General features: G+C 35.9%; 27 protein-coding genes. 14 read left to right on the forward strand and 13 right to left on the reverse strand.

Annotation, left to right across the window (positions count from 1 at the left end; all coding sequences use genetic code 11):
* The first annotated feature begins 20 nt into the window (after positions 1-20).
* Positions 21-749 carry a hypothetical protein gene (locus ACEYOS_RS08520; RefSeq protein WP_373710159.1) on the forward strand — a complete coding sequence of 243 codons (729 nt, stop codon included), beginning with the start codon at positions 21-23 and terminating at the stop codon, positions 747-749.
* Positions 750-804: 55 nt separating this feature from the next.
* On the opposite strand, the gene cysK is transcribed toward ACEYOS_RS08520, so the two are convergent.
* Together cysK and epsC are read right to left on the reverse strand one after the other, a co-directional pair.
* Positions 805-1,737 carry a cysteine synthase A gene (cysK, locus tag ACEYOS_RS08525; protein WP_373739276.1) on the reverse strand — a complete coding sequence of 311 codons (933 nt, stop codon included), beginning with the start codon at positions 1,735-1,737 and terminating at the stop codon, positions 805-807.
* Positions 1,738-1,795: 58 nt separating this feature from the next.
* On the reverse strand, positions 1,796-2,611 hold the full coding sequence (epsC, locus tag ACEYOS_RS08530; protein WP_373710157.1) for a serine O-acetyltransferase EpsC: 816 nt from the start codon (positions 2,609-2,611) through the stop codon (positions 1,796-1,798).
* 246 nt (positions 2,612-2,857) lie between these two features.
* On the opposite strand from epsC, the gene ACEYOS_RS08535 reads away from it, so the two are divergent.
* The gene (locus ACEYOS_RS08535) at positions 2,858-3,784 is read left to right on the forward strand and encodes a malate dehydrogenase (RefSeq protein WP_373710156.1); all 927 of its coding nucleotides are present in this window, start codon (positions 2,858-2,860) and stop codon (positions 3,782-3,784) included.
* Positions 3,785-4,280: 496 nt separating this feature from the next.
* Complete coding sequence (pafA, locus tag ACEYOS_RS08540) at positions 4,281-5,921, forward strand: alkaline phosphatase PafA (protein ID WP_373710155.1); 1,641 nt, start codon at positions 4,281-4,283, stop codon at positions 5,919-5,921.
* 550 nt (positions 5,922-6,471) lie between these two features.
* On the opposite strand, the gene ACEYOS_RS08545 is transcribed toward pafA, so the two are convergent.
* Together ACEYOS_RS08545 and ACEYOS_RS08550 are read right to left on the reverse strand one after the other, a co-directional pair.
* Positions 6,472-7,005, reverse strand: coding sequence for a DUF4136 domain-containing protein (locus tag ACEYOS_RS08545; RefSeq protein ID WP_373710154.1), 534 nt, complete (start codon positions 7,003-7,005; stop codon positions 6,472-6,474).
* 23 nt (positions 7,006-7,028) lie between these two features.
* The gene (locus ACEYOS_RS08550; RefSeq protein ID WP_373710153.1) at positions 7,029-7,232 is read right to left on the reverse strand and encodes a DUF5522 domain-containing protein; all 204 of its coding nucleotides are present in this window, start codon (positions 7,230-7,232) and stop codon (positions 7,029-7,031) included.
* A gap of 39 nt (positions 7,233-7,271) precedes the next feature.
* On the opposite strand from ACEYOS_RS08550, the gene ACEYOS_RS08555 reads away from it, so the two are divergent.
* Complete coding sequence (locus tag ACEYOS_RS08555) at positions 7,272-7,604, forward strand: hypothetical protein (protein ID WP_373710152.1); 333 nt, start codon at positions 7,272-7,274, stop codon at positions 7,602-7,604.
* A 200-nt stretch (positions 7,605-7,804) separates the two neighbouring features.
* Here ACEYOS_RS08555 and ACEYOS_RS08560 read toward each other — a convergent pair whose 3' ends face one another.
* Together ACEYOS_RS08560 and ACEYOS_RS08565 are read right to left on the reverse strand one after the other, a co-directional pair.
* Positions 7,805-8,623, reverse strand: a complete 819-nt coding sequence (locus ACEYOS_RS08560) for a universal stress protein (RefSeq protein ID WP_373710151.1) — start codon at positions 8,621-8,623, stop codon at positions 7,805-7,807.
* 6 nt (positions 8,624-8,629) lie between these two features.
* The gene (locus ACEYOS_RS08565; protein WP_373710150.1) at positions 8,630-10,093 is read right to left on the reverse strand and encodes a potassium/proton antiporter; all 1,464 of its coding nucleotides are present in this window, start codon (positions 10,091-10,093) and stop codon (positions 8,630-8,632) included.
* Between the two features lie 150 nt (positions 10,094-10,243).
* On the opposite strand from ACEYOS_RS08565, the gene ACEYOS_RS08570 reads away from it, so the two are divergent.
* The 4 genes from ACEYOS_RS08570 (at position 10,244) to ACEYOS_RS08585 (ending at position 13,872) form a co-directional block, all read left to right on the forward strand.
* Positions 10,244-11,152, forward strand: a complete 909-nt coding sequence (locus ACEYOS_RS08570) for a 1-aminocyclopropane-1-carboxylate deaminase/D-cysteine desulfhydrase (protein ID WP_373708533.1) — start codon at positions 10,244-10,246, stop codon at positions 11,150-11,152.
* A gap of 47 nt (positions 11,153-11,199) precedes the next feature.
* Complete coding sequence (locus ACEYOS_RS08575) at positions 11,200-12,249, forward strand: glucosaminidase domain-containing protein (protein ID WP_373708534.1); 1,050 nt, start codon at positions 11,200-11,202, stop codon at positions 12,247-12,249.
* Positions 12,250-12,311: 62 nt separating this feature from the next.
* Positions 12,312-13,595: a glutamate-1-semialdehyde 2,1-aminomutase gene (gene hemL / locus ACEYOS_RS08580; RefSeq protein ID WP_373708535.1), complete on the forward strand. Its 1,284-nt coding sequence runs from the start codon at positions 12,312-12,314 to the stop codon at positions 13,593-13,595.
* A gap of 70 nt (positions 13,596-13,665) precedes the next feature.
* Entirely contained in the window at positions 13,666-13,872 is a 207-nt protein-coding gene (locus ACEYOS_RS08585; protein WP_373708536.1) for a hypothetical protein, read from the forward strand.
* A 70-nt stretch (positions 13,873-13,942) separates the two neighbouring features.
* On the opposite strand, the gene namA is transcribed toward ACEYOS_RS08585, so the two are convergent.
* Together namA and ACEYOS_RS08595 are read right to left on the reverse strand one after the other, a co-directional pair.
* Positions 13,943-14,989: an NADPH dehydrogenase NamA gene (gene namA, locus ACEYOS_RS08590; RefSeq protein ID WP_373708547.1), complete on the reverse strand. Its 1,047-nt coding sequence runs from the start codon at positions 14,987-14,989 to the stop codon at positions 13,943-13,945.
* 143 nt (positions 14,990-15,132) lie between these two features.
* Positions 15,133-15,684: a ferritin-like domain-containing protein gene (locus tag ACEYOS_RS08595; RefSeq protein WP_373708537.1), complete on the reverse strand. Its 552-nt coding sequence runs from the start codon at positions 15,682-15,684 to the stop codon at positions 15,133-15,135.
* Positions 15,685-16,068: 384 nt separating this feature from the next.
* Between ACEYOS_RS08595 and ACEYOS_RS08600 the strand changes: the two genes are divergently transcribed.
* Together ACEYOS_RS08600 and ACEYOS_RS08605 are read left to right on the forward strand one after the other, a co-directional pair.
* Positions 16,069-16,551 carry a cytidine deaminase gene (locus tag ACEYOS_RS08600; RefSeq protein WP_373708538.1) on the forward strand — a complete coding sequence of 161 codons (483 nt, stop codon included), beginning with the start codon at positions 16,069-16,071 and terminating at the stop codon, positions 16,549-16,551.
* A gap of 60 nt (positions 16,552-16,611) precedes the next feature.
* Positions 16,612-17,496 (forward strand): exopolyphosphatase, encoded by an 885-nt coding sequence (locus ACEYOS_RS08605; protein ID WP_373708539.1) that lies wholly within the window; start codon positions 16,612-16,614, stop codon positions 17,494-17,496.
* A gap of 12 nt (positions 17,497-17,508) precedes the next feature.
* Here ACEYOS_RS08605 and ACEYOS_RS08610 read toward each other — a convergent pair whose 3' ends face one another.
* The 3 genes from ACEYOS_RS08610 to ACEYOS_RS08620 form a co-directional block, all read right to left on the reverse strand.
* A complete protein-coding gene (locus ACEYOS_RS08610; RefSeq protein WP_373708540.1) occupies positions 17,509-17,982 on the reverse strand; it encodes a hypothetical protein in 474 nt (157 codons plus the stop codon).
* Positions 17,983-18,140: 158 nt separating this feature from the next.
* On the reverse strand, positions 18,141-18,632 hold the full coding sequence (locus ACEYOS_RS08615; protein WP_373708541.1) for a metallophosphoesterase: 492 nt from the start codon (positions 18,630-18,632) through the stop codon (positions 18,141-18,143).
* A gap of 212 nt (positions 18,633-18,844) precedes the next feature.
* The gene (locus ACEYOS_RS08620) at positions 18,845-19,036 is read right to left on the reverse strand and encodes a hypothetical protein (RefSeq protein WP_373708542.1); all 192 of its coding nucleotides are present in this window, start codon (positions 19,034-19,036) and stop codon (positions 18,845-18,847) included.
* 108 nt (positions 19,037-19,144) lie between these two features.
* On the opposite strand from ACEYOS_RS08620, the gene truA reads away from it, so the two are divergent.
* Both truA and ACEYOS_RS08630 read left to right on the forward strand, forming a co-directional pair.
* Positions 19,145-19,876 carry a tRNA pseudouridine(38-40) synthase TruA gene (truA, locus tag ACEYOS_RS08625; RefSeq protein ID WP_373708543.1) on the forward strand — a complete coding sequence of 244 codons (732 nt, stop codon included), beginning with the start codon at positions 19,145-19,147 and terminating at the stop codon, positions 19,874-19,876.
* A gap of 90 nt (positions 19,877-19,966) precedes the next feature.
* Positions 19,967-21,709 (forward strand): ABC transporter ATP-binding protein, encoded by a 1,743-nt coding sequence (locus ACEYOS_RS08630; protein WP_373708544.1) that lies wholly within the window; start codon positions 19,967-19,969, stop codon positions 21,707-21,709.
* Here ACEYOS_RS08630 and ACEYOS_RS08635 read toward each other — a convergent pair.
* Both ACEYOS_RS08635 and ACEYOS_RS08640 read right to left on the reverse strand, forming a co-directional pair.
* On the reverse strand, positions 21,706-22,173 hold the full coding sequence (locus tag ACEYOS_RS08635) for a hypothetical protein (RefSeq protein WP_373708545.1): 468 nt from the start codon (positions 22,171-22,173) through the stop codon (positions 21,706-21,708). The two genes, ACEYOS_RS08630 and ACEYOS_RS08635, sit on opposite strands and share 4 nt — an antisense overlap.
* A 115-nt stretch (positions 22,174-22,288) precedes the next feature.
* Complete coding sequence (locus ACEYOS_RS08640) at positions 22,289-23,575, reverse strand: aldehyde dehydrogenase family protein (RefSeq protein WP_373739278.1); 1,287 nt, start codon at positions 23,573-23,575, stop codon at positions 22,289-22,291.
* Positions 23,576-23,844: 269 nt separating this feature from the next.
* On the opposite strand from ACEYOS_RS08640, the gene gcvH reads away from it, so the two are divergent.
* The gene (gene gcvH / locus ACEYOS_RS08645; protein ID WP_373739279.1) at positions 23,845-24,222 is read left to right on the forward strand and encodes a glycine cleavage system protein GcvH; all 378 of its coding nucleotides are present in this window, start codon (positions 23,845-23,847) and stop codon (positions 24,220-24,222) included.
* A gap of 19 nt (positions 24,223-24,241) precedes the next feature.
* A complete protein-coding gene (locus ACEYOS_RS08650) occupies positions 24,242-24,574 on the forward strand; it encodes a VanZ family protein (protein ID WP_373739280.1) in 333 nt (110 codons plus the stop codon).
* Positions 24,575-25,209 lie beyond the last annotated feature (635 nt).

The raw sequence follows: 25,209 nt of genomic DNA on the forward strand, positions 1-25,209 counted from the left end.
TTTTATTAAAATCTTACACCATGTCAGAAGGACCATCTATTCTTTTTCTTAAAAATAAACTACAGCGCTACAAAGGGAAAACGGTTACAAAAATCTCTGGCAAAACAGAATTTGATGAATCCTTCTTTACCAATGCGGCACTCATCGATATTCAGACTTTCGGTAAAAATTTCCTTTTCGTTTTTAAAGATTTTTTTGTTGCGATTGAAGTTAATTTAGTTGGAAATGTTTTGGTTAATAAACAAAAGAAAGTCATTGCCAATTTCGCTTTCCATTTTGACGACAATGAGATCAATTTCTATGATTCAAACATTTTAATTCAAAAAGGTAAACCTGTCGATTATTTTAATTTTAAAACTGATATCTCAAAACCAGAATTTGATGCCGAATCTATTTTAAGTGAATTTCAAACCAAGCATGCTGAAGAAGAAATTGGAGATGCTTTATTGAACCAAAATATTCTTGCGGGTGTAGGACCAATTATCAGAACGGAAACTTTGTATCATGCAAAAATTCATCCTGAGAGTTTAATCAAATCAATTCCAGAAAAAAAATTAATTTTCCTGTTAAAAATGGTTCAGGATTATGCTGAAGAGCTTTTGACTTTATTAAAAACCGATAGTGTTGAAAAGAATGCCTTGATCTTTGAAAAGAAAAATTGCCCGAAAGATAAAACTCCAATTATCATTGAAACAGTAGGAGGTACAAAAACGTACGTTTGTCCAAAATGTCAGAAATTATTCAAATAACAAAATCCTGCAACGTTGCAGGATTTATGGTTTTTTTCAGAATCAATTTTTACGATTAACCTTTATATAGATTCTCCTCAAAAAGTCCTTCTACCGACCAGTATCTTTCTCCCGTATCGTAATTGAACGTTAGAATTGTAGCGCCTTCTGGAATTTCCGCCAGTTTTTTATTAACAGCCGCCAAGGAAGCACCTGTAGATATTCCAGCCAAAATTCCTTCTTCGGCCGCCAGTCTTTTAGTGAAGGTATAAGCTTCCTCTTTTTCCACTTGAACGGTTCCATCCAAGATCTCGGTGTTCAAAACTTTTGGCACAAAGCCAGCGCCAATTCCTTGCAACGGATGCGGGCCTGGAGCGCCACCGGAAATCACTGGAGAATCGGTTGGTTCTACCGCAAAACTTTTCATGTTAGGGAATTTTTGTTTTAGAATTTCAGTCACCCCGGTAATATGTCCGCCTGTTCCAACTCCAGTGATGAGGTAATCGATTCCATCTGGGAAATCATTTAGAATTTCCTGCGCTGTAGTTTTTGCATGAACTTCTGGGTTGGCAGGATTCTCAAACTGCTGCGGAACCCAAGAGTTTTCAATCTCACTCGCCATTTCCATCGCTTTAGCGATCGCACCCGATGTTCCTTTTTCTTTCGGCGTCAAAACAAATTGAGCACCGTACGAACTCATCAGTTTTCTTCTTTCCACGCTCATGCTTTCTGGCATAACCAAGACGAGTTTGTATCCTTTCACCGCGCAAACCATTGCCAGTCCGACTCCTGTATTTCCAGAAGTAGGTTCTATAATTAAAGTGTCCTTATTGATTTTCCCGTCCTTTTCTGCTTTTTCGATCATCGCCAAAGCAATTCTGTCTTTTAAACTTCCGCCGGGATTTTGTCTTTCGAGTTTCATCCAAACTTCAACATTGTTTGGGAATAATTTATTGATTTTTACGACCGGAGTTTTTCCGATGGCTTCTAATATATTGTTAAGTTTCATAAATGATTTTTTAAAAGTTAAAGTGTTTATATATTTAAATGAGCGTCAATGCACATTTTTAAATGCTAAAAATAATCGGTTCATTTCCAGGGAATTTGTTTTTTACGGTGACTTGTCCTTTATGAAAAACCACGGAATGGGGAGCGACACTGTCTGTTATCCAGACATTTCCGCCAATGACAGAGTTTTCTCCAATGATCGTTTCACCGCCCAGAATTGTAGCGTTGGCGTAAATAACCACATTGTTTTCAATCGTAGGATGTCGCTTGATATCTTGAAGATTCTTAGTAACAGAAAGCGCTCCCAAAGTTACTCCTTGATAAATTTTCACATCATCGCCAATAATTGCAGTTTCACCAATCACAATTCCCGTTCCGTGATCGATAAAGAAATTTTCACCTATTGTTGCGCCCGGATTAATGTCGATTCCTGTTTTGCTGTGTGCAAATTCGGTCCAGATTCGTGGAATTAATGGGATGTTGCTTTTATAAAGTTCGTGGGCGAATCGATAAACAGCGATTGCAAAAAATCCTGGATAAGAGAACATCACTTCTTCAAGACTTTGAGCTGCCGGATCATGATCGAGAATAGATTTCGCATCATTTTCCAGCGATTCATAAATTCTGGGAAAACTCTGAAAAAAATCATCGGTTTGAACGTCATCTTTCTCTTCGGTCACTGAATAGAGAATTTCTTTAAATTCAGTTTTGAAGTTATTCAAACGGACTTCAATATCCGTAACTTCTGAACATCTTTGATATTCCAAAAAAAAGATAAAGCGAAAAAATCGGTCAATAAAATCCTCAATTTTCTTTTTATCAATGTCATATTTTCGGTTAGAATAACCTTCGTGCAAACGTTTGGAAAAACCCATTCTTCATTTTTATTTGAAACAAAGTTACAGCATACTCTTTGCCAAACCACTTGATGTAAGGTAATTAATTACGATGACCGCAATGTGTTTGATATATTAGGAAATAAATTAGAGTACGGTAAAACTTTAATAAGGTCAAATATTGCTCACAACTTTAACATTTCGTAAATTTGAATTTCATTAAATAAATCTAAATATGGAAACAAAAGTTTCTGTATTATTAATAAAATCAATAAAAATTTAAATATGAAAGTTACCGTAGTTGGAGCAGGAGCAGTTGGCGCAAGTTGCGCAGAATACATTGCGATGAAAGATTTCGCAGCAGAAGTTGTTTTAGTGGACATTAAAGAAGGTTTTGCCGAAGGTAAAGCAATGGATTTAATGCAAACCGCTTCTCTAAACGGATTTGATACCAAAATTACCGGAACTACTGGCGATTACAGCAAAACTGCTGGATCAAAAGTTGCCGTTATCACTTCAGGAATTCCAAGAAAACCCGGAATGACCCGTGAAGAATTGATCGGGATCAACGCTGGAATCGTGAAAGATGTTACTGCAAACTTGGTAAAACATTCACCAAACGTGATCATCATCGTAGTTTCTAACCCAATGGATACCATGGCGTATCTGGTTCACAAAACTTCAGGTCTTCCAAAAAATCAAATTATCGGAATGGGTGGAGCACTGGATTCTGCACGTTTCAAATACAGATTGGCTGAAGCTTTAGAATGTCCAATTTCAGACGTTGACGGAATGGTGATCGCAGCTCACAGTGATACAGGAATGCTTCCTTTGATGAGTAAAGCAACCAGAAATGGAGTGCCAGTAACTGAGTTTTTAGACGAAGCAAAACAAGATCACGTTGCCGAAGAAACCAAAGTTGGTGGTGCAACGCTAACAAAACTATTAGGAACATCAGCTTGGTATGCGCCGGGTGCAGCAGTTTCAGTAATGGTTCAGTCGATTCTTTGCGACCACAAAAAAATGATTCCTTGCTCATTAATGTTAGACGGAGAATACGGTCAAAGCGACATCTGCCTTGGAGTTCCTGCAATCATTGGAGCAAATGGAGTTGAGAAAATCGTTGAGATCAGTTTAACAGACGCCGAAAAAGAAAAATTCGCAACCGCTGCACAAGCAGTTCGTGAGGTGAATGGTGATTTGAAATTCTAAATAAATCATTATCAATTATACAAACGCATCTTTTAGAAGGTGCGTTTTTTTTGGAGCAACAAGATTTTCGCTTCTTAGAAAACCCGTCCAGCTGTCCGCTATATCCGCTCACTGCTTTCGCACACTCGCGGGATGCCGCTGCCATCTGGGCTAGAAACACAGGCAGTTTGTTTTTTCAATATTACAAATCTTTCTTCTAAGCTAACTTTTCTAAAATTGTCAGACTGAGCTTGTCGAAGTCTTTTTTAGTAAGCACATCCATAGTATCTTAATTTTTTATAAATCCACGAAATAAATTAAACAGTCAATTACCGAAGGAAATCTTAATAATCTTAATCCCTTCATCAGATCTTAATGGTTAAATTGATTACTGGTAAATGGTTTTTTTGCCCAATCTCTTAAAATTTTAAAGTTAATAGAACGTTCATTCGATTCTTTAGAATTAATCCTTAAATTTGTGTTTCTCTTAAAAAAAGCAAATAATAATTATTAAAATATGTTCAAAAAATTAAGCATTGTTCTTTTGGCCGTGATGTGCTCAGGATTTAATGCACAAAAAAGCAAATCCAATCAAGTTGACAGACCCAAATTGGTTGTCGGATTAGTCGTTGATCAAATGCGTTGGGATTACCTTTATCGTTATTATGAAAAATACGGAAATGATGGATTCAAGAGATTGCTAAATCAGGGTTACTCTTTGAATAATGTGCACATTAATTATATTCCAACTTACACCGCGATCGGGCATACCACAATTTATACAGGATCCGTTCCAGCGATTCACGGCATTGCAGGAAATGATTGGTTTGACAAAACTACAGGAAAAAATAGGTATTGTACAGAAGATAATACCGTAAAATCGGTTGGTACAATCAACGAAAAAGTAGGTAATCAATCACCACGCAACTTGTGGTCAACCACCATTACAGATGAACTTAGGTTAGCAACAAGTATGCAGGCAAAAGTGGTAGGCGTTTCTTTGAAAGACCGCGCATCTATTCTACCAGCGGGACATAATCCAACTGGAGCTTTTTGGTTTGATGATTCGACCGGAAATTTTGTGACCAGTACTTATTATATGGAAGCTTTGCCAAAATGGGTGAACGACTTTAATAATTTAAAAGTAGGAGAAGGCTTGGTGAAAAATGGTTGGAATACATTATTGCCAATAAATCAATATATAGAAAGCTCCCCCGATAATTCTCCTTGGGAAGGTTTGCTAGGCAGTGCAAAAACACCTGTATTTCCGTATAGCAATCTGGCCGCTGATTACAAAAGTAAGAAAGGTGAAATTAAATACACACCTTTTGGAAACACTTTAACGCTTGCCATTGCTAAAGCAGCAATTAAGGGAGAACAGTTAGGAGCAGATGCAATCACTGATTTTTTAGCAGTTAATTTAGCTTCGCCAGATTATGCCGGACATAAATTTGGACCGAATTCAATTGAAGTTCAGGATGTGTATTTAAGACTAGATCGCGATTTAGCGGAGTTCTTTAACTACTTAGATCAGAACGTTGGTAAAGATCAGTACACGGTTTTCCTTTCTGCAGATCATGGTGGCGCTCACGCAAAAGGTTTCATGGATGAACATAAAATGCCAACTGGTTTTTATGGTGAAGACAATAAAGAGTTTAACGTCATGTTGAAAGATCAATTTAAAGTTGATAAACTTATTACGAAAATCACCAACAATCAGGTTTATCTGGATGATAAATTAATGACTGATAACAAATTGAATGCAGATGAGGTGAAACAATTTCTGATCGATATCTTGAACAAAGATAAATCGGTTTTATTTGCCGTTGATATGAAAAAAGCAGGTTCATCTTCAATTCCAGAACCTATCAGAAGTCGAATTGTCAATGGTTATAACTGGCAAAGAAGTGGTGATATTCAAGTGATTTATCATGATTCGTGGTTGCCGACTTATTCCAAGTTAGGAACTACTCACGGTTCTTGGAACTCTTATGATTCGCATATCCCATTGATTTTTATGGGCTGGGGAATTAAGCCGGGCGAAAGTAATAAAGAGTACAGCATGACGGATATCGCTCCGACCTTATCGGCATTATTGCACATCCAATTCCCAAGTGGAAACGTTGGAAATCCAATTGTGGAAGCGATCGGAAAATAGGTTTTGAGTAAATACTATAAAATTTAGAATAATTAAAAACCGCTTTCGAGCGGTTTTTTTGTTTTAACACTAAAGTCACCAATGGTTTTAAATGTGAAGTGTCACGATAAAATCTCACCATTAAGAATTTAATTAAGGAGTTAAGAAGATTAAGATTTTCTACGAAATTTATCGGCTGTAAAACTAATGTGATCTTGCATTTTACTAAAAACTCATGTTGCTATTTATCAAAAACACAGAAGACATTTTATTTTTTTTCAATTATGCCAGGTGGCATTTTTATACTGATTTAAATTGAGCACAGATCCCACGGATTTCACAGATTTATAAAATCAAATCTGCTGCATCTGCTTAATCTGCGAGAGAATCCTTTTGTGTATTCTTTCGCACTCCACGAAAAAACTCATGTATTAAAAAAAATACTGTACAAAAACTTTTGTGACTTTACTCCATTTATTGGTCCTTTTTTAAAGGAATCAGTGCATCTTCAATTTGTGGTAAAGAAAAAGACCGATTTCTCAATCAGTCTTTCTTAATATTTTATAGAAAATTATTTGTTTCTATTCGGCGGATAATTCGCCATAATTTCATTCACAATTTCGGGAATTTGTTTCTGTTTAGATTTCGGAGAATCTACAGAGATTCCACTTCCGACTCCTTGCCAAACTAATTTTTGGGTTCTCGCATCAATTAAATCTACGATCAAAGCACCTTGATTATAATTCTGGGTCCAGGTTCTATTCATGCCCAGTCCGTAACCGAAAGGTCCGCCCCAACCATACATTCCGTAACCTCTAGAACCTTGAATATCCTGAACTTTTTTATGATTCGCTTTTACGTTCACAATCAAATCCGGGTTTTCAGAAACGCTCATTCCTTTGGTTTGCAATTGTTTAGAGACTTCGTTCAGTACGCGGTCTTTATCAATGTCATTCAATTTCAAATCGTCAATTCGTAATTTATACGTTTTGTACATATTGAAATTCGCAGTTTCTGCATAATCAGATTTCACCTGAAAAGGGCTGCAAGAAGCAAGACCCAACGTGGCAGAAGCCAATAAAAGTAAGATATATTTTTTGCTCATGACCTGTATATTTTTAATTGAATTTATTGCTTATTATTCGTTACTGATTGCTCATTTTTCTTCACCTTCACAAAAGTATCCGTCTTTTTATCATAACCGTACGGACAATGTTTGCACCCACTTTTGCAGCAATAGCCGCGTTTCAAATGGTAGGCTTCTGTAAAAACTTTATAACCCTGTTCGTTATAATAAAAGTCTTCGTGTTCTTTGATAATTTTCTGGTACATAAGTTAAATCAGATTTCCTGAAATTAATATCTTTGTTGCATGATATTGGTTTGCCAAAGACTTCTCAAAAATACAAAAATTTCAGGGATTACCCTTTTCCCGTTTATCATTCTGAAAAAGCCAGAATACCTGCACGATCAAATCCTGATCAACCACGAGAAGATCCATTTGCGACAGCAGGTAGAACTTTTGGTAATTTTCTTTTATATCTGGTACGTGATCGAATATTATTATTGGTACTTTAAATTAAAAGACCATTTTCTTGCCTACAAATCCATCTCCTTCGAGCGGGAAGCCTACGCCATGGAAGATGATTTAAACTATCTCGACTCGCGAAAAGTTTGGAATTTTTTTAAATATATTTTGGATTAATTATTATTGGGGCGCCTTAATCCGCCCTCCGTTCCCGCTTTTTTGTTCGTCGTGCCTCCTCGCAAAAAGAGCTCCACTCAGGTCGGGGCGCAGATCTCGCCGTTTGGGAATTCTGGATTTTAAATAGAAAATTTTTTAGTAGAATATTCGTTTTTTATGAAAAGAAAAACTTCATTCTTCTAACCTTGTTGTGAAGATTTTTAGGGCAAAACAATCATCGGCGTTTGTCCATGATAGATTAATTCGTTAATCAGAAATTTCCGGAAGTACTGATCATTCAGAAATCGGGAACCTTTCTGAATAACCAAAATTTCATCAATTTTATCGTTGATCACTTCTTTAATGTCTTCAAAGGGTTTGCTGCCTTCAAATATGCTGAAAGATGAATGGTATTGATCGGCGTAAGACTGCGATAATTCACTAAGATACGCTTGAATGTTTGCTGTTTCTTCAAAAGGTTTTGCCAAATAAAAGAAGGTAAGTTCAGTGTCTTCCGGATCAATGAAACCTAAAAACTTATCTAATTCAACAATATTTAAAGGATGCTTTTCGGTAACGGCTATAAATATTTTTTTATGAGAGAAAGTGCTGATTTCTTTCGGCATGGCTATTACAATATTATCGGTACCATCGATAACTTCAACTGCCGTGCTTCCTAAAAATATTTGTTTTAATAATCCGGCCTCTTTTATTCCTATAAAAACCAAATGATCGAAAGGTTCAGTTAACATCGCTGGGATGATCATATTCAAATGGCTTTCTGAAACCCAAAAAGAAACCTTAATTGTTGAAGGCACAATTTCTTGCGCTAATTTCCTTAACTCTTTTAGTGCTTCATTATTGGTGTGTTGTGTAATTTCCTGTTTCACTTCGTAGTTGGAAAGTGCAGGAGACAATACCGTTGTCTGGTGAATGAGCAGAAGTTCAGCATTAATTTGTCCGCACCATTCCGAAGCATATCGGATCAGGTTAGCCGAATATTTAGAAAAGTCGATGAGTAAGATAAATCGTTTTTTCATTTTGTGCTATTTGAATTGTAAGGAGTCAGTTACTTTATTAAAATCATTTTGATCATCAGCAATAATCATCAGCGTATCGTTGACTTCTATTTTTGTCGAACCGCCGGGTCGGATGAATTTACCATTTCTCTTGATCATGATGATAAATGCGGATGTAGGGAAATCCAAATCAACAATCCTTTTATTAACCGCAAAAAAATCGGGCGGGATTTCAAATTCTTGCAGAGAAGATTTTGGAAGTTCTAAGATGAGTTTATCAGTTTCACTAATTTTTTTCGCTTCCTCAGGCAACGCAACTCTGAGCCATTTTGCCACGATCGACAAAGTAGTGCCTTGGATAAGAATAGAAGTTACGGAGATAAAAAAAACGATATTAAAAATCATGTTGGCCTTATCAATCCCCGCCAACAAAGGATAAGTCGCGAATACAATCGGAACTGCACCGCGTAAACCTACCCACGAAATATAAAGTCTTCTTCTAAGTTTCATTTTAAAAAACAGGAGACTTAGAAAAACACTAACAGGTCTTGCAACGATAATAAGAAATAAGGAGATGAGGATCCCGATCCCAAAATGAGGAATTATTTGAGATGGAAAAACGAGCAGTCCCAAGGTGAGAAATAGTACAATTTGCATGAGCCATGCTAATCCATCATACATTTTCAAAATGGTTTTTTTCTGAATAAGATCTTGGTTGCCTAAGTAAACAGCACAGATATAAATAGCCAGGAATCCATTTCCACCAATGAAATCGGTGGCAGAAAAGGTGATAAACATTAAGGCGATTACCAATACAGGATAAAGTCCTTGAAAATCAAGATTAATTCTGTTAATGATTATTTTACTGACTTTTCCAAAGCCAAATCCTAATATTCCACCAAAAACCATCTGTTTTAAAAACAGAAAAATCACGGAAGAAAAATTTTGGTCCTGATTGATGACTAAAGTTAAAAATACAATCGTAAGTACATAGGCCATGGGATCATTACTCCCACTTTCCAGTTCTAAAGTTGGCCGCAGATTCGATTTTAATGCAAGACTTTTTGAACGTAAGATCGAAAATACTGCCGCCACATCTGTGGATGATACAATAGATCCCAATAACATACTTTCATAAATGGTAAAGTCGGTCACAAAATAAACAAAAGTCCCCAGGGAAAGGGCGGTTAACAAAACACCAAGAGTTGATAAGATCATTCCTTCCTTTAAAATAGGCTTTACAGAAGACCAGTTGGTATCAAGTCCGCCAGAAAATAAGATGAAGTTCAGAGAAACGATCCCAATAAACTGTGCTATTTTTGGATTGTCGAAGTTGATTCCGCCAATTCCGTCAGAACCAGCAAGCATGCCGATTCCCAAAAATAATAATAGTACAGGAACGCCAAATTTATACGTTGTTTTTCCTGCAATGATGCTTATGATAAGTAGGAGGGAGCCTACCAGTAATATATTTTCAATTGTTAAATTCATTCTTGTTTTCTGTTATCTCGTCTTTTTAAAATGGTAATTTTATTGGTCATAAGATATTAAAATAAAAATTATTTAAAAGCGTTTTTTGAAATTTGAATTCAAAAAATTTAGGAAATTGATGTTTAAATTATTTCCCCGAAATTTGCACCCATGAAAATTCCCACCATTACCATTCCAATGATCCAAATTCCTTTAGAAAAAAACATTCAACTTTTTCTGAAAAGAGAAGATCTTATTCATTCACAGATTTCAGGGAATAAATACTGGAAACTCTTTTATAACATCAATTCTTATTTAGACCAAAATCCAGAGAACGCTTTTATTATCACATTTGGGGGTGCTTTTTCCAATCACATTGCCGCAACTGCTGCTTTGGGAAAAGAATATAATCTTAACACTTTAGGAGTTATTCGTGGTGAGGAACTTCAGGATCAATGGCAGAAAAATTCAACCTTAAAACTCGCGCACCAAAACGGAATGGACTTTCGATTTTTTACCAGAGAAGAGTATAGAGACAAAGAAACTTTAACCCAAATCTTAGAAAAAGAATTCCCTCATGCTTTAATCATTCCAGAAGGCGGAACGAACGAACACGCCGTGGAAGGCATTCAGTTCATGTTCAATGAGGAAACAAAAAGTTTTGATTATCTTTGCACCGCAGTAGGAACCGGTGGAACAATTGCTGGAATTTCTAAGTTTGCAGAGGAGAATCAAAAGGTTTTAGGTTTTAAGGTTGTTGATGATCAGTCCTTATATAATAAGGTGTTGGAACTTTCAGATAATAACAACTTTGAACTGATAGAAGCACATGATGGAAAGTATGGTAAAATAACGGATGAAAATATTCGTTTTATCAATGACTTCAAGCAGAAGTATGGAATTCAACTCGACCCGATTTATACCGGAAAAATGATGAGGAAGCTTTTTGAAATGATAAAAGAAAATTATTTTCCGGAAGGAAGTAAAATTTTGGCTTTTCATACAGGTGGTTTGCAGGGAATTTCCGGAGCCAATGAACTATTAAGAAAACAGAATCGCCACTTAATCGATATAAATTAAAATATGATATAGAACATTACTGGTTTTAACGTCATTAAATATAATATATGAAGAAAGTATTTTTTGCTCTTGCATTAATATTATTTGCAAAATTCAACGCTCAAGGTTGGAAAACAGACGAGCAATACATTCAAAAATTTGCCTTGTACGCGGTCGAAGAAATGGAAAAATATAAAATTCCAGCTTCAATAACTTTAGCGCAGGGACTTCTGGAAACCGGTGGTGGACAAAGCCGCTTGGCTCAGCAGGGAAATAATCATTTCGGCATTAAATGTAAAGAAGACTGGACCGGAAAATCTATGAAACACACGGACGATGCGCCGAATGAGTGTTTCCGAGTGTATGACGATCCAAGAGAATCTTATGAAGATCATTCCAAATTTTTGGCTTTCCGAAAATATTACGTGAATTTGTTTAAGCTCGATATGATGGATTACAGAGGCTGGGCTCACGGTTTAAAAAAAGCAGGTTACGCAACCAATCCTCGTTACGCATACATTCTGATCGATAAAATTGAAAGGAATAAACTATACGAATTTGACAAAGTAAGTTCTAAAGAAGCGCTTTATGCAGTCTTGAAAATGTATCCGAATTTAAAGGATGACCGTATTTTTATGGCGCAATTGGATCAAAGTCAAACAAAAACAAAAGCAGTAACTGTAAAAGTTCCGTACGAACAAATTTCCTATTCTGAGCAGAAAAAGAAAGTAGAAAAACTGGTCACAAAAGCGGAAGCACTAAATTCTATTTTAATTAAAAGCCATCCAAATGGTGCTAAGAAATTCGTGATTATTCCAGATGATATTGAGTTGGCGGCGATTTCGAAAAAATTCCAGATCACAGAATCTGCTTTAATGAAATGGAATGAACTCGACCGAACTCAATTAAGAAGAAATGATATTCTGTTTTTAGAAAATAAATCGTCCAAAGGAAATGTCGCTACTTACAAATCTCAGGTAGGAGAGTCGATGCATGATATCGCCCAAAAATTTGGAATTAAATTGAATAAATTGTATTCTAAAAATAGAATGGACTACGGACAACAACCAAAAGTTGGACAGCTCATTTATCTTCAAAGCAAAAAACCCAGAAAGTAGGTAGACCTTAGAAGTTAGATTTTCTACATTACTCATTATTTATTACTCATTACTCATCAATTATGAATTACCAAAGAAGTTCAGCTTTATTCGACGAAGCGTACCAATATATTCCGGGCGGTGTGAATTCACCCGTTCGTGCTTTTAAATCTGTAGGCGGCGTGCCTCTATTTATGAAAGCTGCAAAAGGCGCTTATCTGACTGATGCAGATGACAATCAATATATCGAATACATCAATTCTTGGGGTCCGGCCATTCTTGGACATACGCACCCTGAGGTTTTAGAAGCCATTAAAAAACAAGCAGAAAAAGGTTTTTCTTATGGAACTCCGACTGAGCTTGAAACTGAAATTGCAAAATATATTGTAGAAAACGTTCCGAACATTGATCAGATCAGAATGGTTTCTTCAGGCACAGAAGCGTGCATGAGTGCAATTCGTTTGGCGAGAGGTTTTACGGGAAGAGATAAATTCATCAAATTCGAAGGTTGTTACCACGGACATTCCGACTCATTTCTGATTAAGTCGGGTAGTGGAATGGCAACTTTTGGAAATCCAAGTTCGCCTGGCGTAACTCCTGGAACTGCGAAAGATACTTTGAACGCGCGATATAACGACATTGAACAAGTTGAAGATTTGTTCCGATTGAATCAAGGTGAGATTGCCGCGATCATCATTGAACCAGTTGCTGGAAATATGGGTTGCGTTTTGCCGGAAAATAATTTCCTTCAAAAATTGAGAAAACTCTGTGATGAAAATGGAGCACTTTTAATTTTTGATGAGGTAATGACTGGATTCCGTTTGGCATTTGGTGGCGCTCAGGAATTATATAATGTAAAAGCAGATTTGGTAACTTTCGGAAAAGTGATCGGTGGTGGACTTCCAGTTGGTGCTTTTGCGGGAAGAAATGAAATCATGGATCAGCTTGCGCCAAAAGGTGCCGTTTATCAAGCTGGAACTTTGAGTGGAAATCCTTTGGCGATGAGAGCAGGTTTAACCACTTTGCAGCTCATTAAAAATGATGAGAACTTTTATCAAAATCTAAGCAAGACCACAGAAACTTTAGATTTTGAAATCGGTAAAATATTAAATTCAAAAAGTATTGAACACCGAATTAATAGAAAAGGATCGATGATGAGCATCTTTTTTCACATTAATGCGGTTTCTAATTTTGACGAAGCGGCACAAGCCAATCATGCTTTGTTTAATAATTTCTTCCATCAGTTATTAGCCAAGGGAATTTATTTGCCGCCAAGTGGTTATGAAACCTGGTTTATTTCTGATTCTATTAAAGAAAAGGAAATTGACAAAACATTAGAAGTCATTCGACAGTTCGAATATTCTTAAGGTTGAAAAATAATTGTGGATACTAATCACATCGAAGTGACGTTTTTATGAATAATCTAAAACAATCGCTATGAAAAAAACATTATTAAACATTTTGACCATTTCATCCATTCTTACGACCATCGGATTTATATTGGACGGCGATCCTAAAGTGCCAAGTGTTTTGTTGAGATTCACAGAGTTTTTCCTCCTATTAGGAATTGTTTTCTTATTTCTATCAATAATATATTTTGGAAGTTTATTTATAAAACGCAATTTTCAAAAATTGATCAATTAAGAAGTTGAGAAATATAAAAGAAAAGCCAGTTCGATTTGAACTGGCTTTACTATTGGTGATTAACGAAGTTCTAAATTCTCGCTCTTTCATATTGGTGCGGAAAATCACATTCTTCTTTTCCTTCAAAAGAACCTTGAATTGCTAAGTAAGGATTTCTTAAGATTTCCCGTGCTACGAAGATTAAGTCAGCTTCTTCTTTTTGTAGAATTTCTTCAGCGTGTTCTGCAGATTTAATTAAACCAACGGCACCTGTTTTAATTCCGGTTTCTTTTTTAATCTCAGCAGATAAGGGAACTTGATAACCATCAAACAAACTGATTTTCGCGCCAGCAATATTCCCACCGCTTGAAACATCGATTAAATCAACGTTCTTGTTTTTCAAAACTTCTGCAAGTTGTACGCTTTCTTCAATATCCCAACCATTTTCGGCATATTCAGTTCCGGAAATTCTCACAAAAAGTGGGTGATTTTCATCCAGCAATTCATTCACCGCATCTACGATTTCTACCAGAAAACGAATTCTATTTTCAAAACTTCCGCCGTATTCATCAGTTCTTACATTAGACAAAGGAGACATAAACTGGTGAATTAAATATCCGTGCGCCGCGTGAATTTCAATAACGTCAAAACCAGCTTCCAAAGATTTTCTCGTAGCTTCTTTAAAATTCTGGACTAATTTTTTGATTTCAGGAACCGTCAGTTCGTGTGGAATTCTTTCTCCATCAGCATAAGGAATCTTCGATGGCGCAACGGTTTCCCAACCTTCTTCCATAGAAAGTTGTTTGCCATTCCAGGTTGAAGATTTTCTTCCTGCATGTCCCAGTTGAATCCCAATTTTACTTTTAGAATTATGATGAACAAAATCGACGATCTTTTTAAAAGCCTGCGTTTGTTCGTCATTCCAAAGTCCGGTGCATTTGTGCGTAATTCGTCCCGCCGGAACGACGCCGGTTGCTTCAACAATCAGTAAGCCCGTTCCACCCTGAGCACGACTTGCATAATGAACAAAATGAAAATCATTCGCAACACCATTTTCGCAAGAGTACATGCACATAGGCGACATCACCCAACGGTTCTTTAATTCGACACTTCTAAATTTAATCGGAGAATATAAAATCATAAATATTTTTTTTAATTAAGATCTCAAATTTACGAAAAGGGAAGTTGCGATGGTAGCTCTGGTGATTTATTGTATCAATACAAAGAAAAGAGGCTTTCAGATAGAAAAACAAGGTGTTTTTTTTAAAGTAAAGAGCAGATTTAATTTTTATATCCTTCCACATGAGCGCTCAGGAAGTCGTCGATTATTACATTCAAATTATTGGCGATATATTCTTCTTCCTCCTGTGCACTAAAAGCCAGTAAGGTTGCAGCTTTGTAATAATTTAAATTAATAGCTAAATGAGCAAGTCCGCCATAGGAGGCAATTTTATAATGAGCCAGTTTCTGAGAAACCAAAATAAGAGCGATTTCCCAATTTGAAATATCGTTAGAAAATAAAGCAAGGTGGCTTAATCCTTCGGCTAATAAAGCATTGAAAGTTTCGCAATTCCTACCTTGTATTGCGCTGTCTTTGAGTCGGAAAATCTTTTCAAGACGCTCCTTATGTTTAAGATGAATATCGAAATGGTTCTGAAGAATAGCCTTTAGATTTGGGGAAGTGATATGTGATTGTATCGTATGAAACTCCTTGGCGATTTGGTCTTCGGCATAATACATCTCCTGTAGAGAATGAATAAAATATTTCTCTAAAACTACATTTGAATTCTTACTTCTATCATTAGATTGAATGGGTTTATCTATATTTTTCATGAGACTCATTCGTTTGTTTACCTTTTTTAGGTCGCGAATATTAACAAGGTGAAAGTACAATTTAATAGTTATAAGATAACGAGTGTTTTCACGGTTTATTTCACTTTCTGGAATCATTAAAACGTAGCTGCTTTTAATTACAACATGCGATCTTTTAAGTTTATTTATTACAGTTGGTGTAAAATGGTGAAAATGAATATTTTATCGAAGATATCGCGATAATAATTATTTATTTTTGATGTTTCTTAATAAAGCCTGAATTCATTTTTAGTGGAGCTACAAACATAAGAGAAGTCTTTTCAACAAAAGAATTAATCAGTGTTTACGCATAAATTGAAAGCAGTTTAAAAAAAAACCTATATCTTTACTTTCCTATTTTTGCCAATGGAAAAACAACATACAATTAATTTCGAATCCATCGAAAGTTACGACCACCTCGATGCGATGGAGAAAACGCTTTTTGATAAAGCAATGCAAGTTCGTGATATCGCCTACGCACCTTATTCCGACTTTACGGTTGGCTGTGCAATCCTACTGGAGAACGGTGAAATTATCACTGGAAGCAATCAGGAAAATGCAGCTTATCCATCTGGCTTATGTGCTGAAAGAACAACGATTTTTTATACGGGATCTAATTTTCCGGATGTTAAAATTAAAAAGCTTTTTGTTATCGGAGCGCCTAGAAATGCAACTTCTTCAGTTCCTATTCCTCCTTGTGGTGCTTGTCGCCAATCTATTTTAGAATATGAAGCGAAACAGAACGAAGGGATAGAGATTTATTTTGCCTCTCTTGGTGGTGAGATCTATAAAACGAAATCAATTCGGGAACTGTTACCATTTTCATTTGATGCCTCTTATCTTAATTAAATAAAAAATAGTTTTCTTTAATTAAAGAGGGCATTTTTCTAAAATCTTTTTCCCCTTACAATGAGAATTGCAGCAATCGATATCGGAAGTAATGCAGCACGGCTGTTGATTAACGAAGTGACGGAACCTAAAAAAGGAAAACCGCAGTTCACTAAACTCAATCTGCTCCGAATTCCGCTTCGTTTGGGAATGGATGTTTTTACCAAAGGCGAAATCGGTCCTGAAAGACAGCAAATGGTTCTTGACTCGATGAATGTTTTCAGCAATCTGATGAAGATCTATAAAGTCGAGCATTTTCGAGCTTGTGCAACCAGTGCGATGCGAGATGCTAAAAATGGTCAGGAAATCATCAAGCAAGTCAAAAAAACTTCTGGAATTGATATCGAAATTATTACCGGTGATGAGGAAGCTGCTTTGGTTTTTGAGAATCACGTGGCTGATGCGCTCGATAAAAATTCGGCTTATCTTTATATAGATGTCGGCGGTGGTTCTACTGAATTAATGTTTTACGAAAACGGCAAGATGGAATATGAGAAATCCATTAATATCGGAACGATCCGTTTGCTCGATGGTTTGGTAAAAGACGATTTGTGGAAGGAATTAAAAGAAGAAATTCGCAAAAACATCAATAGCAAAAAACCGATCGTTGCGATTGGATCCGGTGGAAATATCAACAAGATATTTTCGATGAGTAAAACGAAGGATGGAAACTCAATGTCCAGCGCTTATCTCAAAAAATATTATAAGGAAATGTGCGGGTTGACCGTTCCTGAGCGAATGAGCAAATTCAATCTTCGGGAAGACCGCGCCGATGTTTTGGTTCCAGCCTTACAAATTTTTAATAATGTAATGACCTGGAGTGATATTGATAAAATATTTGTCCCGAAAATTTCCGTTGCGGATGGATTGATTCATAGTATTTATGAAGGTTTGAAAAAGAAGTAAACTCATTTCATTTCAAAAGTCATCACCTTCGTCTTCATCCAAAAAGTTCAACTCATCATCTCTTTGTTCATAATCCTGCGGAATTCCGGGCGGATTAAAAAGTCCCCAGTCATCAACAATGAAATGTTTTGGATTGAAAGATGCGACCCAATCTCTAAATAGCAAACGAAACTCCTCAAGTTGCCTTCTTACAATTTGGTAATAATCTGCTTCTTCGAAACCAAAAGCTGTTAGAGAATGTTGAAGAACCATTAATTCTCTGGCACATTTTCTAATGATCGCCGCGTTTTCCATTTTTAAATCCCAGATTCTTACGGAATAAGCACCAGCAAGTTTCGCTTGAATGGTGTAAATGTTTTCAAGGATATGCTGTTTTGTAAACTCCAAATGCTCGTTCTCCTCCGGTATTAAATCGGTGATTGTTCTTAAGGTTTCAAAGATTTCTTGAGACTTTATAAAAATGGGTGTTTCACGATATTGATCCATATTTGTTTTATTAACTGCAAATTAAAGATGATATAATTGTACTTTAAAAAGTTGAAGGTTTCGACAAGCTCAACCTGACAAGATTTTAAAAATGATAATATTAAAAATAAAATTCTGAGCTTGTCGAAGCATCTTTTATAATTGGAGAATTAATTCTCTTATTTCTTGCCCAATTCAATCACTTCCAGATTTTCAATCTGATCTCCGTTAATTTCAAAACGCATCATGGTTCGCATTTGATGCCAACCGACTTTTCCCATGGCGCCAGGATTGAGGTGCAGCAAGCTGTTTTTTTGATCATACATCGCTTTTAGAATATGAGAATGTCCCGAGATAAAAAGTTTTGGTGCTTTATCTGAAATTTCCTTCTTGGCTAAAGGCGTATATTTATTTGGATAACCACCAATATGAATCATTAAAACTTCAACCTCTTCACACTTGAATCGTAAAACTTCTGGGAATATTTTTCTGATTTCTGTGCCGTCAATGTTTCCGTAAACTCCGCGCAATGGTTTGATTTTTTCCAGTTTCTCAATCACTTCCAAATTCCCGAAATCGCCACAATGCCAAATTTCATCTGCGTTTTTTGCATAGTCTAAAATTCGGTCGTCGATGTAAGAATGAGAGTCGGAGAGGAGCAATATTTTCATCACGTAAATTTCTTACTTTTTTTTGTAATCGCAAATTAGGACGGATTTATTTAACAAAATCTACAGCCTTCTTTTTTACTTAAAAGGATTTTAACAATTTTATTTTATTTTGGAAAATATTGTAATACAAAGGAAAATCGGTTTTAAGTCTTTTTCTTCGTCATCTTAAATAATGTACTTCTCACTTTTGACAAGTTAGATCTTCAAATATTTTAGTTACAAAAAAGACACTTTTTATTTATAATTTTTTTAATTCTTCTATCAATCGCTTTTTCCAACTTTTTTCTATTGATTATTATTTTACAGATTTTATGAATAGCAATAATTCCTGTACTAAAATCATTAATAATGCTAACCGAAGTTTCATAATCTAATGATAAAATAATTTCTACAAAATTTTTCATAGTCTGAATAATTGTTTTTATTAGAGTAAAGATATATCAAGGTTTAAAATTTTGTGGGTTGCTTAATCATCTTTTGTTGCTCCTAAAAATTCTGTAAATTTGCAGGCGATGAGGTATTGTATAGAGTTTTCGTATTCGGGTAAAAATTATTATGGCTATCAAATCCAGCCGGATCAGATTTCTGTACAGGAAGTTTTGGAAAATGCTTTATCTACGATCCTTCGTGAAAAAATTAAAACAACCGGAGCGGGAAGAACTGATACAGGCGTTCATGCCAGGAAAATATTCGCACATTTCGACACTGAACAAAATATCGGCGATAATCTGGTTTATCAATTGAATAGTTTTTTGCCACAGGATATTTCGATAAAGAAGATCTTCCCAGTTAAAAACGACTTTCATGCGCGGTTTGATGCGACCTTTCGAACCTATGAATATTATATTACTTTAGAAAAAAGTCCTTTTACACAGGATTCTTCGTGGCAGATTTGGAAACGTGATCTGGATGTTGACCGAATGAATGCAGCGTGTAAGATCCTTTTCGAATATGAAGATTTTACCAGTTTTTCAAAATTGCACACCGGAAATAAAACCAATAATTGTAAAATCTACAAAGCATTTTGGGAACAGAACGGCTTAGAATTAAAATTCACCATTTCTGCAGATCGTTTTTTGCGAAATATGGTTCGCGCCATTGTCGGAACCATAGTTGAAATTGGAAACGGAAAAATGGAGCCCGGAGATCTGCGAAAAATCATCGAAGATAAAAACCGGAATTCTGCCGGAACTTCTGCGCCACCACAAGGTTTATTCTTAGTAGATGTTGGTTATAATTTTTAACCGTCAATCGTCACAATATCAAAACTCAATCTTTAGAGCCACTCATCCCTGCAAAATTCCGTATTTTTGCAGCGGATTTTTAAATACAATATGAAGAAACAATCGACTTGGGATATAATTAAACGGCTATTTGTAATCGGAATGAAATTTCGGTCGTGGTTTATTGTGACGCTGATTATTTCCATCGTTTTATCGATTATTTCTACCTATCGACCGTACTTAACGATGCAGATTGTTGATATCGACATTATTCAGCTCCGCGATAAAGAGTTGATGATGAAGCATATTTATATTTTGGTTGCTTTGGTTTTCGGTGAAACAATTCTCAACTTCTTTCTTGTTTATTTTTCCAATTTTATTTCGCAAAATGTAATTCGGGATATTCGCGAACGGTTGTATCATAAATTGATATATTTCCGAACTTCTTTCTTTGATAAAACAGCGATCGGACAATTAGTGACTCGCGCTGTTGGCGATGTAGAAACAATTGCTACCGTTTATACTGATGGTTTCTTAATGGTTTTCGGCGATATTCTGCGCATCGTTTTCGTGCTGATCATGATGTTTCAGGTTGACGTTCATTTGAGTTATATCTCGTTGGTAATTCTTCCGCTGATGGTTTTAATAACGCGGTTTTTTCAGAAGCGTTTAAAGAAAGCCTTTGGTGATGAACGAACCTGGACTTCCAACCAAAATTCATTTGTTCAGGAACGACTTTCGGGAATGTCGATTGTTCAGGTTTTTAACAGACAGAAAGCAGAGTTCAAAAAATTTGATGACATTAACATTACTTTGAAAGAAGCGTTGTTGAAAACGGTATTTATTTTCTCCTTGTTCTTTCCGGTTGTTGAATTAATCTCGTCCTTATTTATAGGTTTTATTCTTTTTTATGGTGGATTCATTACCATCAAAGCTGGAGCAGTCATTGCTTTCATTCAGTATATCTCGATGTTGATTCGTCCGCTTCGACAGATTGCAGATCGTTTTAATAATATTCAAAGAGGAATTGTTGGTGCGGAAAGAGTTTTGGGCGTGATGGATGAAGATTTCGCCATGCCGAACCACGGTACAATTGCCAAATCTCATTTTGAAGGAAAAATAGAATTTAAGAATGTTCATTTTTCATATGATGAGAAACAGGAAGTTTTAAAAGGAATTAGTTTCAAAGTAAATCCGGGAGAAACTGTCGCGATTGTGGGAGCAACTGGTGCTGGAAAATCTACCATAATTAGTCTAATTACAAGATTGTACGATATTAATTCGGGTAAAATTTTATTGGATGACGTTGATTTAAAAGATTACGAACTGTATAATCTTCGAAGTCATATCGGCGTTGTGTTACAGGATGTCTTTTTATTCCACGGAAGTATTTTTGAAAATCTTGCCTTCGGAGATGAATCGGTTACTTTAGAAAAGATAAAAAGTATTGCTAAAGATATCGAAGTTGATGAGTTTATTGAAAGTCTTCCGGGCGGTTACGATTATGTGGTTCGCGAACGAGGATCTTCGATTTCATTAGGACAAAGACAGTTATTGTCATTTTTAAGAGCTTATCTCTCTGATCCTAAAATTTTAATTCTCGATGAAGCTACTTCCTCTATTGATCAGGAAAGTGAAAAGCTGATTCAGAGAGCTACCGAAAAAATTACCAAAAACCGAACTTCTATCATTATCGCGCACCGACTTTCCACCATTGTAAATGCGGATAAGATTATTGTAATGGAACATGGGAAAATTGTGGAAGAAGGAAAGCACGATGAACTTCTCGAAAAAGGCGGTTACTACTCAACTTTGTATCGATCGCAACTGAAAGCAGAAGTGGTTGAAGATTAATTCAAACCAAAAGGAACAATTTTTAAATCATCTTTCCAGATGTTGCTAAATTTTTCAGTTAAATAGGCAGAGACAATCTGATTATTCAAAGTTGCCGTTTTCGAAATTCCTGGTGAGATAACACAGTTTTCAGTCTTTACTTTAATGCCGTATTTATTTTCGAAATCTGAGTAATCATTGGATACCATACCGAATACTACAAACGATACGTTATTTTGTTCTAATAATTCTTCGAAATTTTCTTCATTGGCGTAAGTTAAAAAATCAAATTTCCCGACTTCTTTTTGCTTGGAAGGTTTCATTTTATTTAAACCTTTGTTATATTCAGTCTTGACAATAATGGTCTGATTGGTGGCATCTAAAATAGACGTAAGATTATTCTGACTGGAAATATTTCGTGTTTTCGTTGAACAGGAAAATAAAAAGAGCAGTGCAAATGCTGGAATTAATTGAAGAGCGTTCATCGTTTAGTTTCTAAATAGAGTAGTGAGATTAAAGAAAGTTAAATCTAATGTATTTTTAATCATAAAAAATCCGCTCAAACAATGGAGCGGATCATCTATATAAAGGTTACAAAAATTATTTTCCAACCACTGTTCTGATATTGACAAACTCTTTCAACGCTACGGTGGAAAGTTCCGTGCCGTAACCTGAAGATTTCGCGCCACCAAAAGGTAATCTCGGATCAGAACTCGTTGCTTTATTAATGCTTACCGTTCCAGATTCCAAATGATCAATGTAAAATTGTTGTCTTTTTTTATCTTTCGTCCAAACTGAATCCGATAATCCAAATGGAATATCATTGGCCAATTTTACAGCTTGTTGGTCATCTTTGGCAATCATCACCATTCCAAGCGGTCCGAAAAGTTCTTCCTGCAAAATCGGATTTCCTGATTTCACTTTAATTAAACCTGGCTCAAATTCGCTATCGGATAGTCTTACCAACGGCAAAATAATTTCTGCACCGTTTTTTAGCGCTTTGTCATATTGATTTTCAAGTTCATCTGCTAGATCCGGACGCGCCATTCCCGCCATATTGGTTTTCTTTTTTATCGGATCGCCCGCCACGAATTTCTGGTATTCCTTAATAAAGACAGGAAGAAATTCTTTTTCTACATTTTTCTGAATGATGAATCGTTTCGCTGCATTACACGCTTGTCCGCAATTTAATAATCTTGACTTTGCTCCTGATTCTGCTGCGGCTGCAAAATCTGCATCATCCAAAACGATAAATGCATCACTTCCTCCCAATTCAAGAAGTGATTTTTTAATATTTTTTCCAGCGATCGACGCAACTTCTCTACCGGCTTTTTCGCTGCCAGTTAAACTCACCCCGCCAATGATCGGATTTTCTAAAACTTTCTTCACTTCATCGTGTCCAATCTCTAAATTTTGAAAAACTCCTTTTGGAAATCCAGCTTCCAGAAAAATCTTCTCAATTGCGTTTCCACTGCCAAAACAAATCGAAGCATGTTTCACAACGACCGTATTTCCAGCCAAGATCGCGGGAACTGCAAAACGAATCACTTGCCAGAAAGGAAAATTCCAAGGCATTACGCCTAAAATAACTCCTTTCGGTACATAATGGATTTCAGAAACTCGAAATTCTGTTTTAATCTTTTCAGGTTTTAATATATTGTCTGCAGCTGCATAATATCGAACCATCGAAGCACACTTTTTAACTTCAGCAATAGATTGTGAAATAGGCTTGTTCATTTCCTTAGTAATGATTTTGCCGAATTTTTCTGCATCAGCATCAAGTACTTTCGCTAGCTTTTTGAGGAGTTTCTGTTTTTCTTTAAATGGAACAGATTTCCAGGTTGAAAAGGTTTTATGTGCAATGTTAAGTTTGTTTTCTATTTTCATTTTTTTTGATAATTTTTGACGTTGCACTTATCTATTAGTAGCGAAAGATAAAGTGCAACCGATGTCAATTTATTAATTAGAATAAACAAATTTAAGAAAACAAGACAAATTAAAGGATTGATGCCAACAATAATCGTCATGTAAAACTTATAACTGCTGTAATTACATCATAATAAATATCGAATCTGATAAAAGTCTTTATTAAATAGGAGAGAAACTTTTGAGAATCATATTATTTTAATTATTTTTGAGCAATAAAAATTAACAAAATGAATTTACCAGGCGAATTAAAATACACCAAAGACCACGAGTGGGTTAAAATTGATGGAAACACAGCAACAATCGGTATTACAGATTTTGCACAAGGCGAATTGGGCGACATTGTTTTTGTAGACGTGGATTCTGTAGATGATGAACTTTCTGCAGGAGACGTGTTCGGAAGTGTAGAAGCCGTGAAAACAGTTTCTGATTTATTCTTGCCTATCAACGGTACCGTTTCCGCATTCAATTCAGATCTGGAAGATCAACCAGAACTTTTAAATACAGATCCTTACGGAAAAGGTTGGATTATAAAATTAGAATTGGCAGAAGGTGCAGATCAGTCAGAACTCCTTTCAGCAGAAGATTACCAAGCCTCACTTGGATAAGATCTCAAAAATATTTCGTATGATTTTGCCCATTTATTGGGCATTTCTTACTTTTATGCTGCTCAAGCCAGGCATAGAGAACGTGGAATATGCTTTCATGTTCGAGGGAATAGATAAGGTTTTGCATCTAAGCATTTTTACTTTCCTTGGATTTTCTTTTTTCGCATCCTTTCCGAAAATCAAGTTCGCTTATTTCATTCAGATCATGATGATTTACGCTTTACTTACTGAAATCCTTCAGGACGAAATGCATTGGGGGCGTTCCCTCGAGTTTCTGGATTTAGTTGCAGACATGATCGGCGTCCTTGTTGGTTACTTCATTTTTAAAAAATTACAGCGCACTATTATATAGTGCGTTTTTTTTTATTTGGGCGGTTCCCTCGCCGGCGCTTACCAAAGAGCTGCATAATTTTCCCACACCTCGGGTCGGGCTCTTCGCTGCAATTCCTCGCGCCTGAGCTAAAACCCATCGCTTGCTGCGGGATTTCCACTACGATCCCTACCGCAGATTAGGATTTCAATTCATAAGTCAGTCACAAATCATCCATTGCGCATCAAGTGGATAACTTTAGATGATGTGCAATTATCTGCCAATCAACACGATGGATTATTTTTTATACACATGTTTGAATTTTATCAAAAAAACATTGCGAGATATTTTAAGTACGCTTACATTTGCACCACTCTAAAAAAGGAGTAGCGCAGAAGACCAGGAGGAAATAAGAGCATCAAAATTGAGAGGCGTAAGTTTTTTAAATTTGGTATAAATTAATTCTTGTGGGATCAAATAAACTTCTTATCTTTGCAATCCCAAATCGAGAGAGAAGGGCAGCGAAGTAGAGCAGATTGAATGATTGGAGATGTATATTTTAGGAGTTAAAAAACTTTTAAAATAAACTTAAAAAACATTTGGTCAATTAGAAATAAGTTTATACTTTTGCACTCGCAATTCGAAGACAATGACAGATTAGTCTTTGGAAATAAAGC

Origin of the sequence: Kaistella sp. (genome assembly GCF_041824135.1) — a bacterium.
Taxonomy (GTDB): domain Bacteria; phylum Bacteroidota; class Bacteroidia; order Flavobacteriales; family Weeksellaceae; genus Kaistella.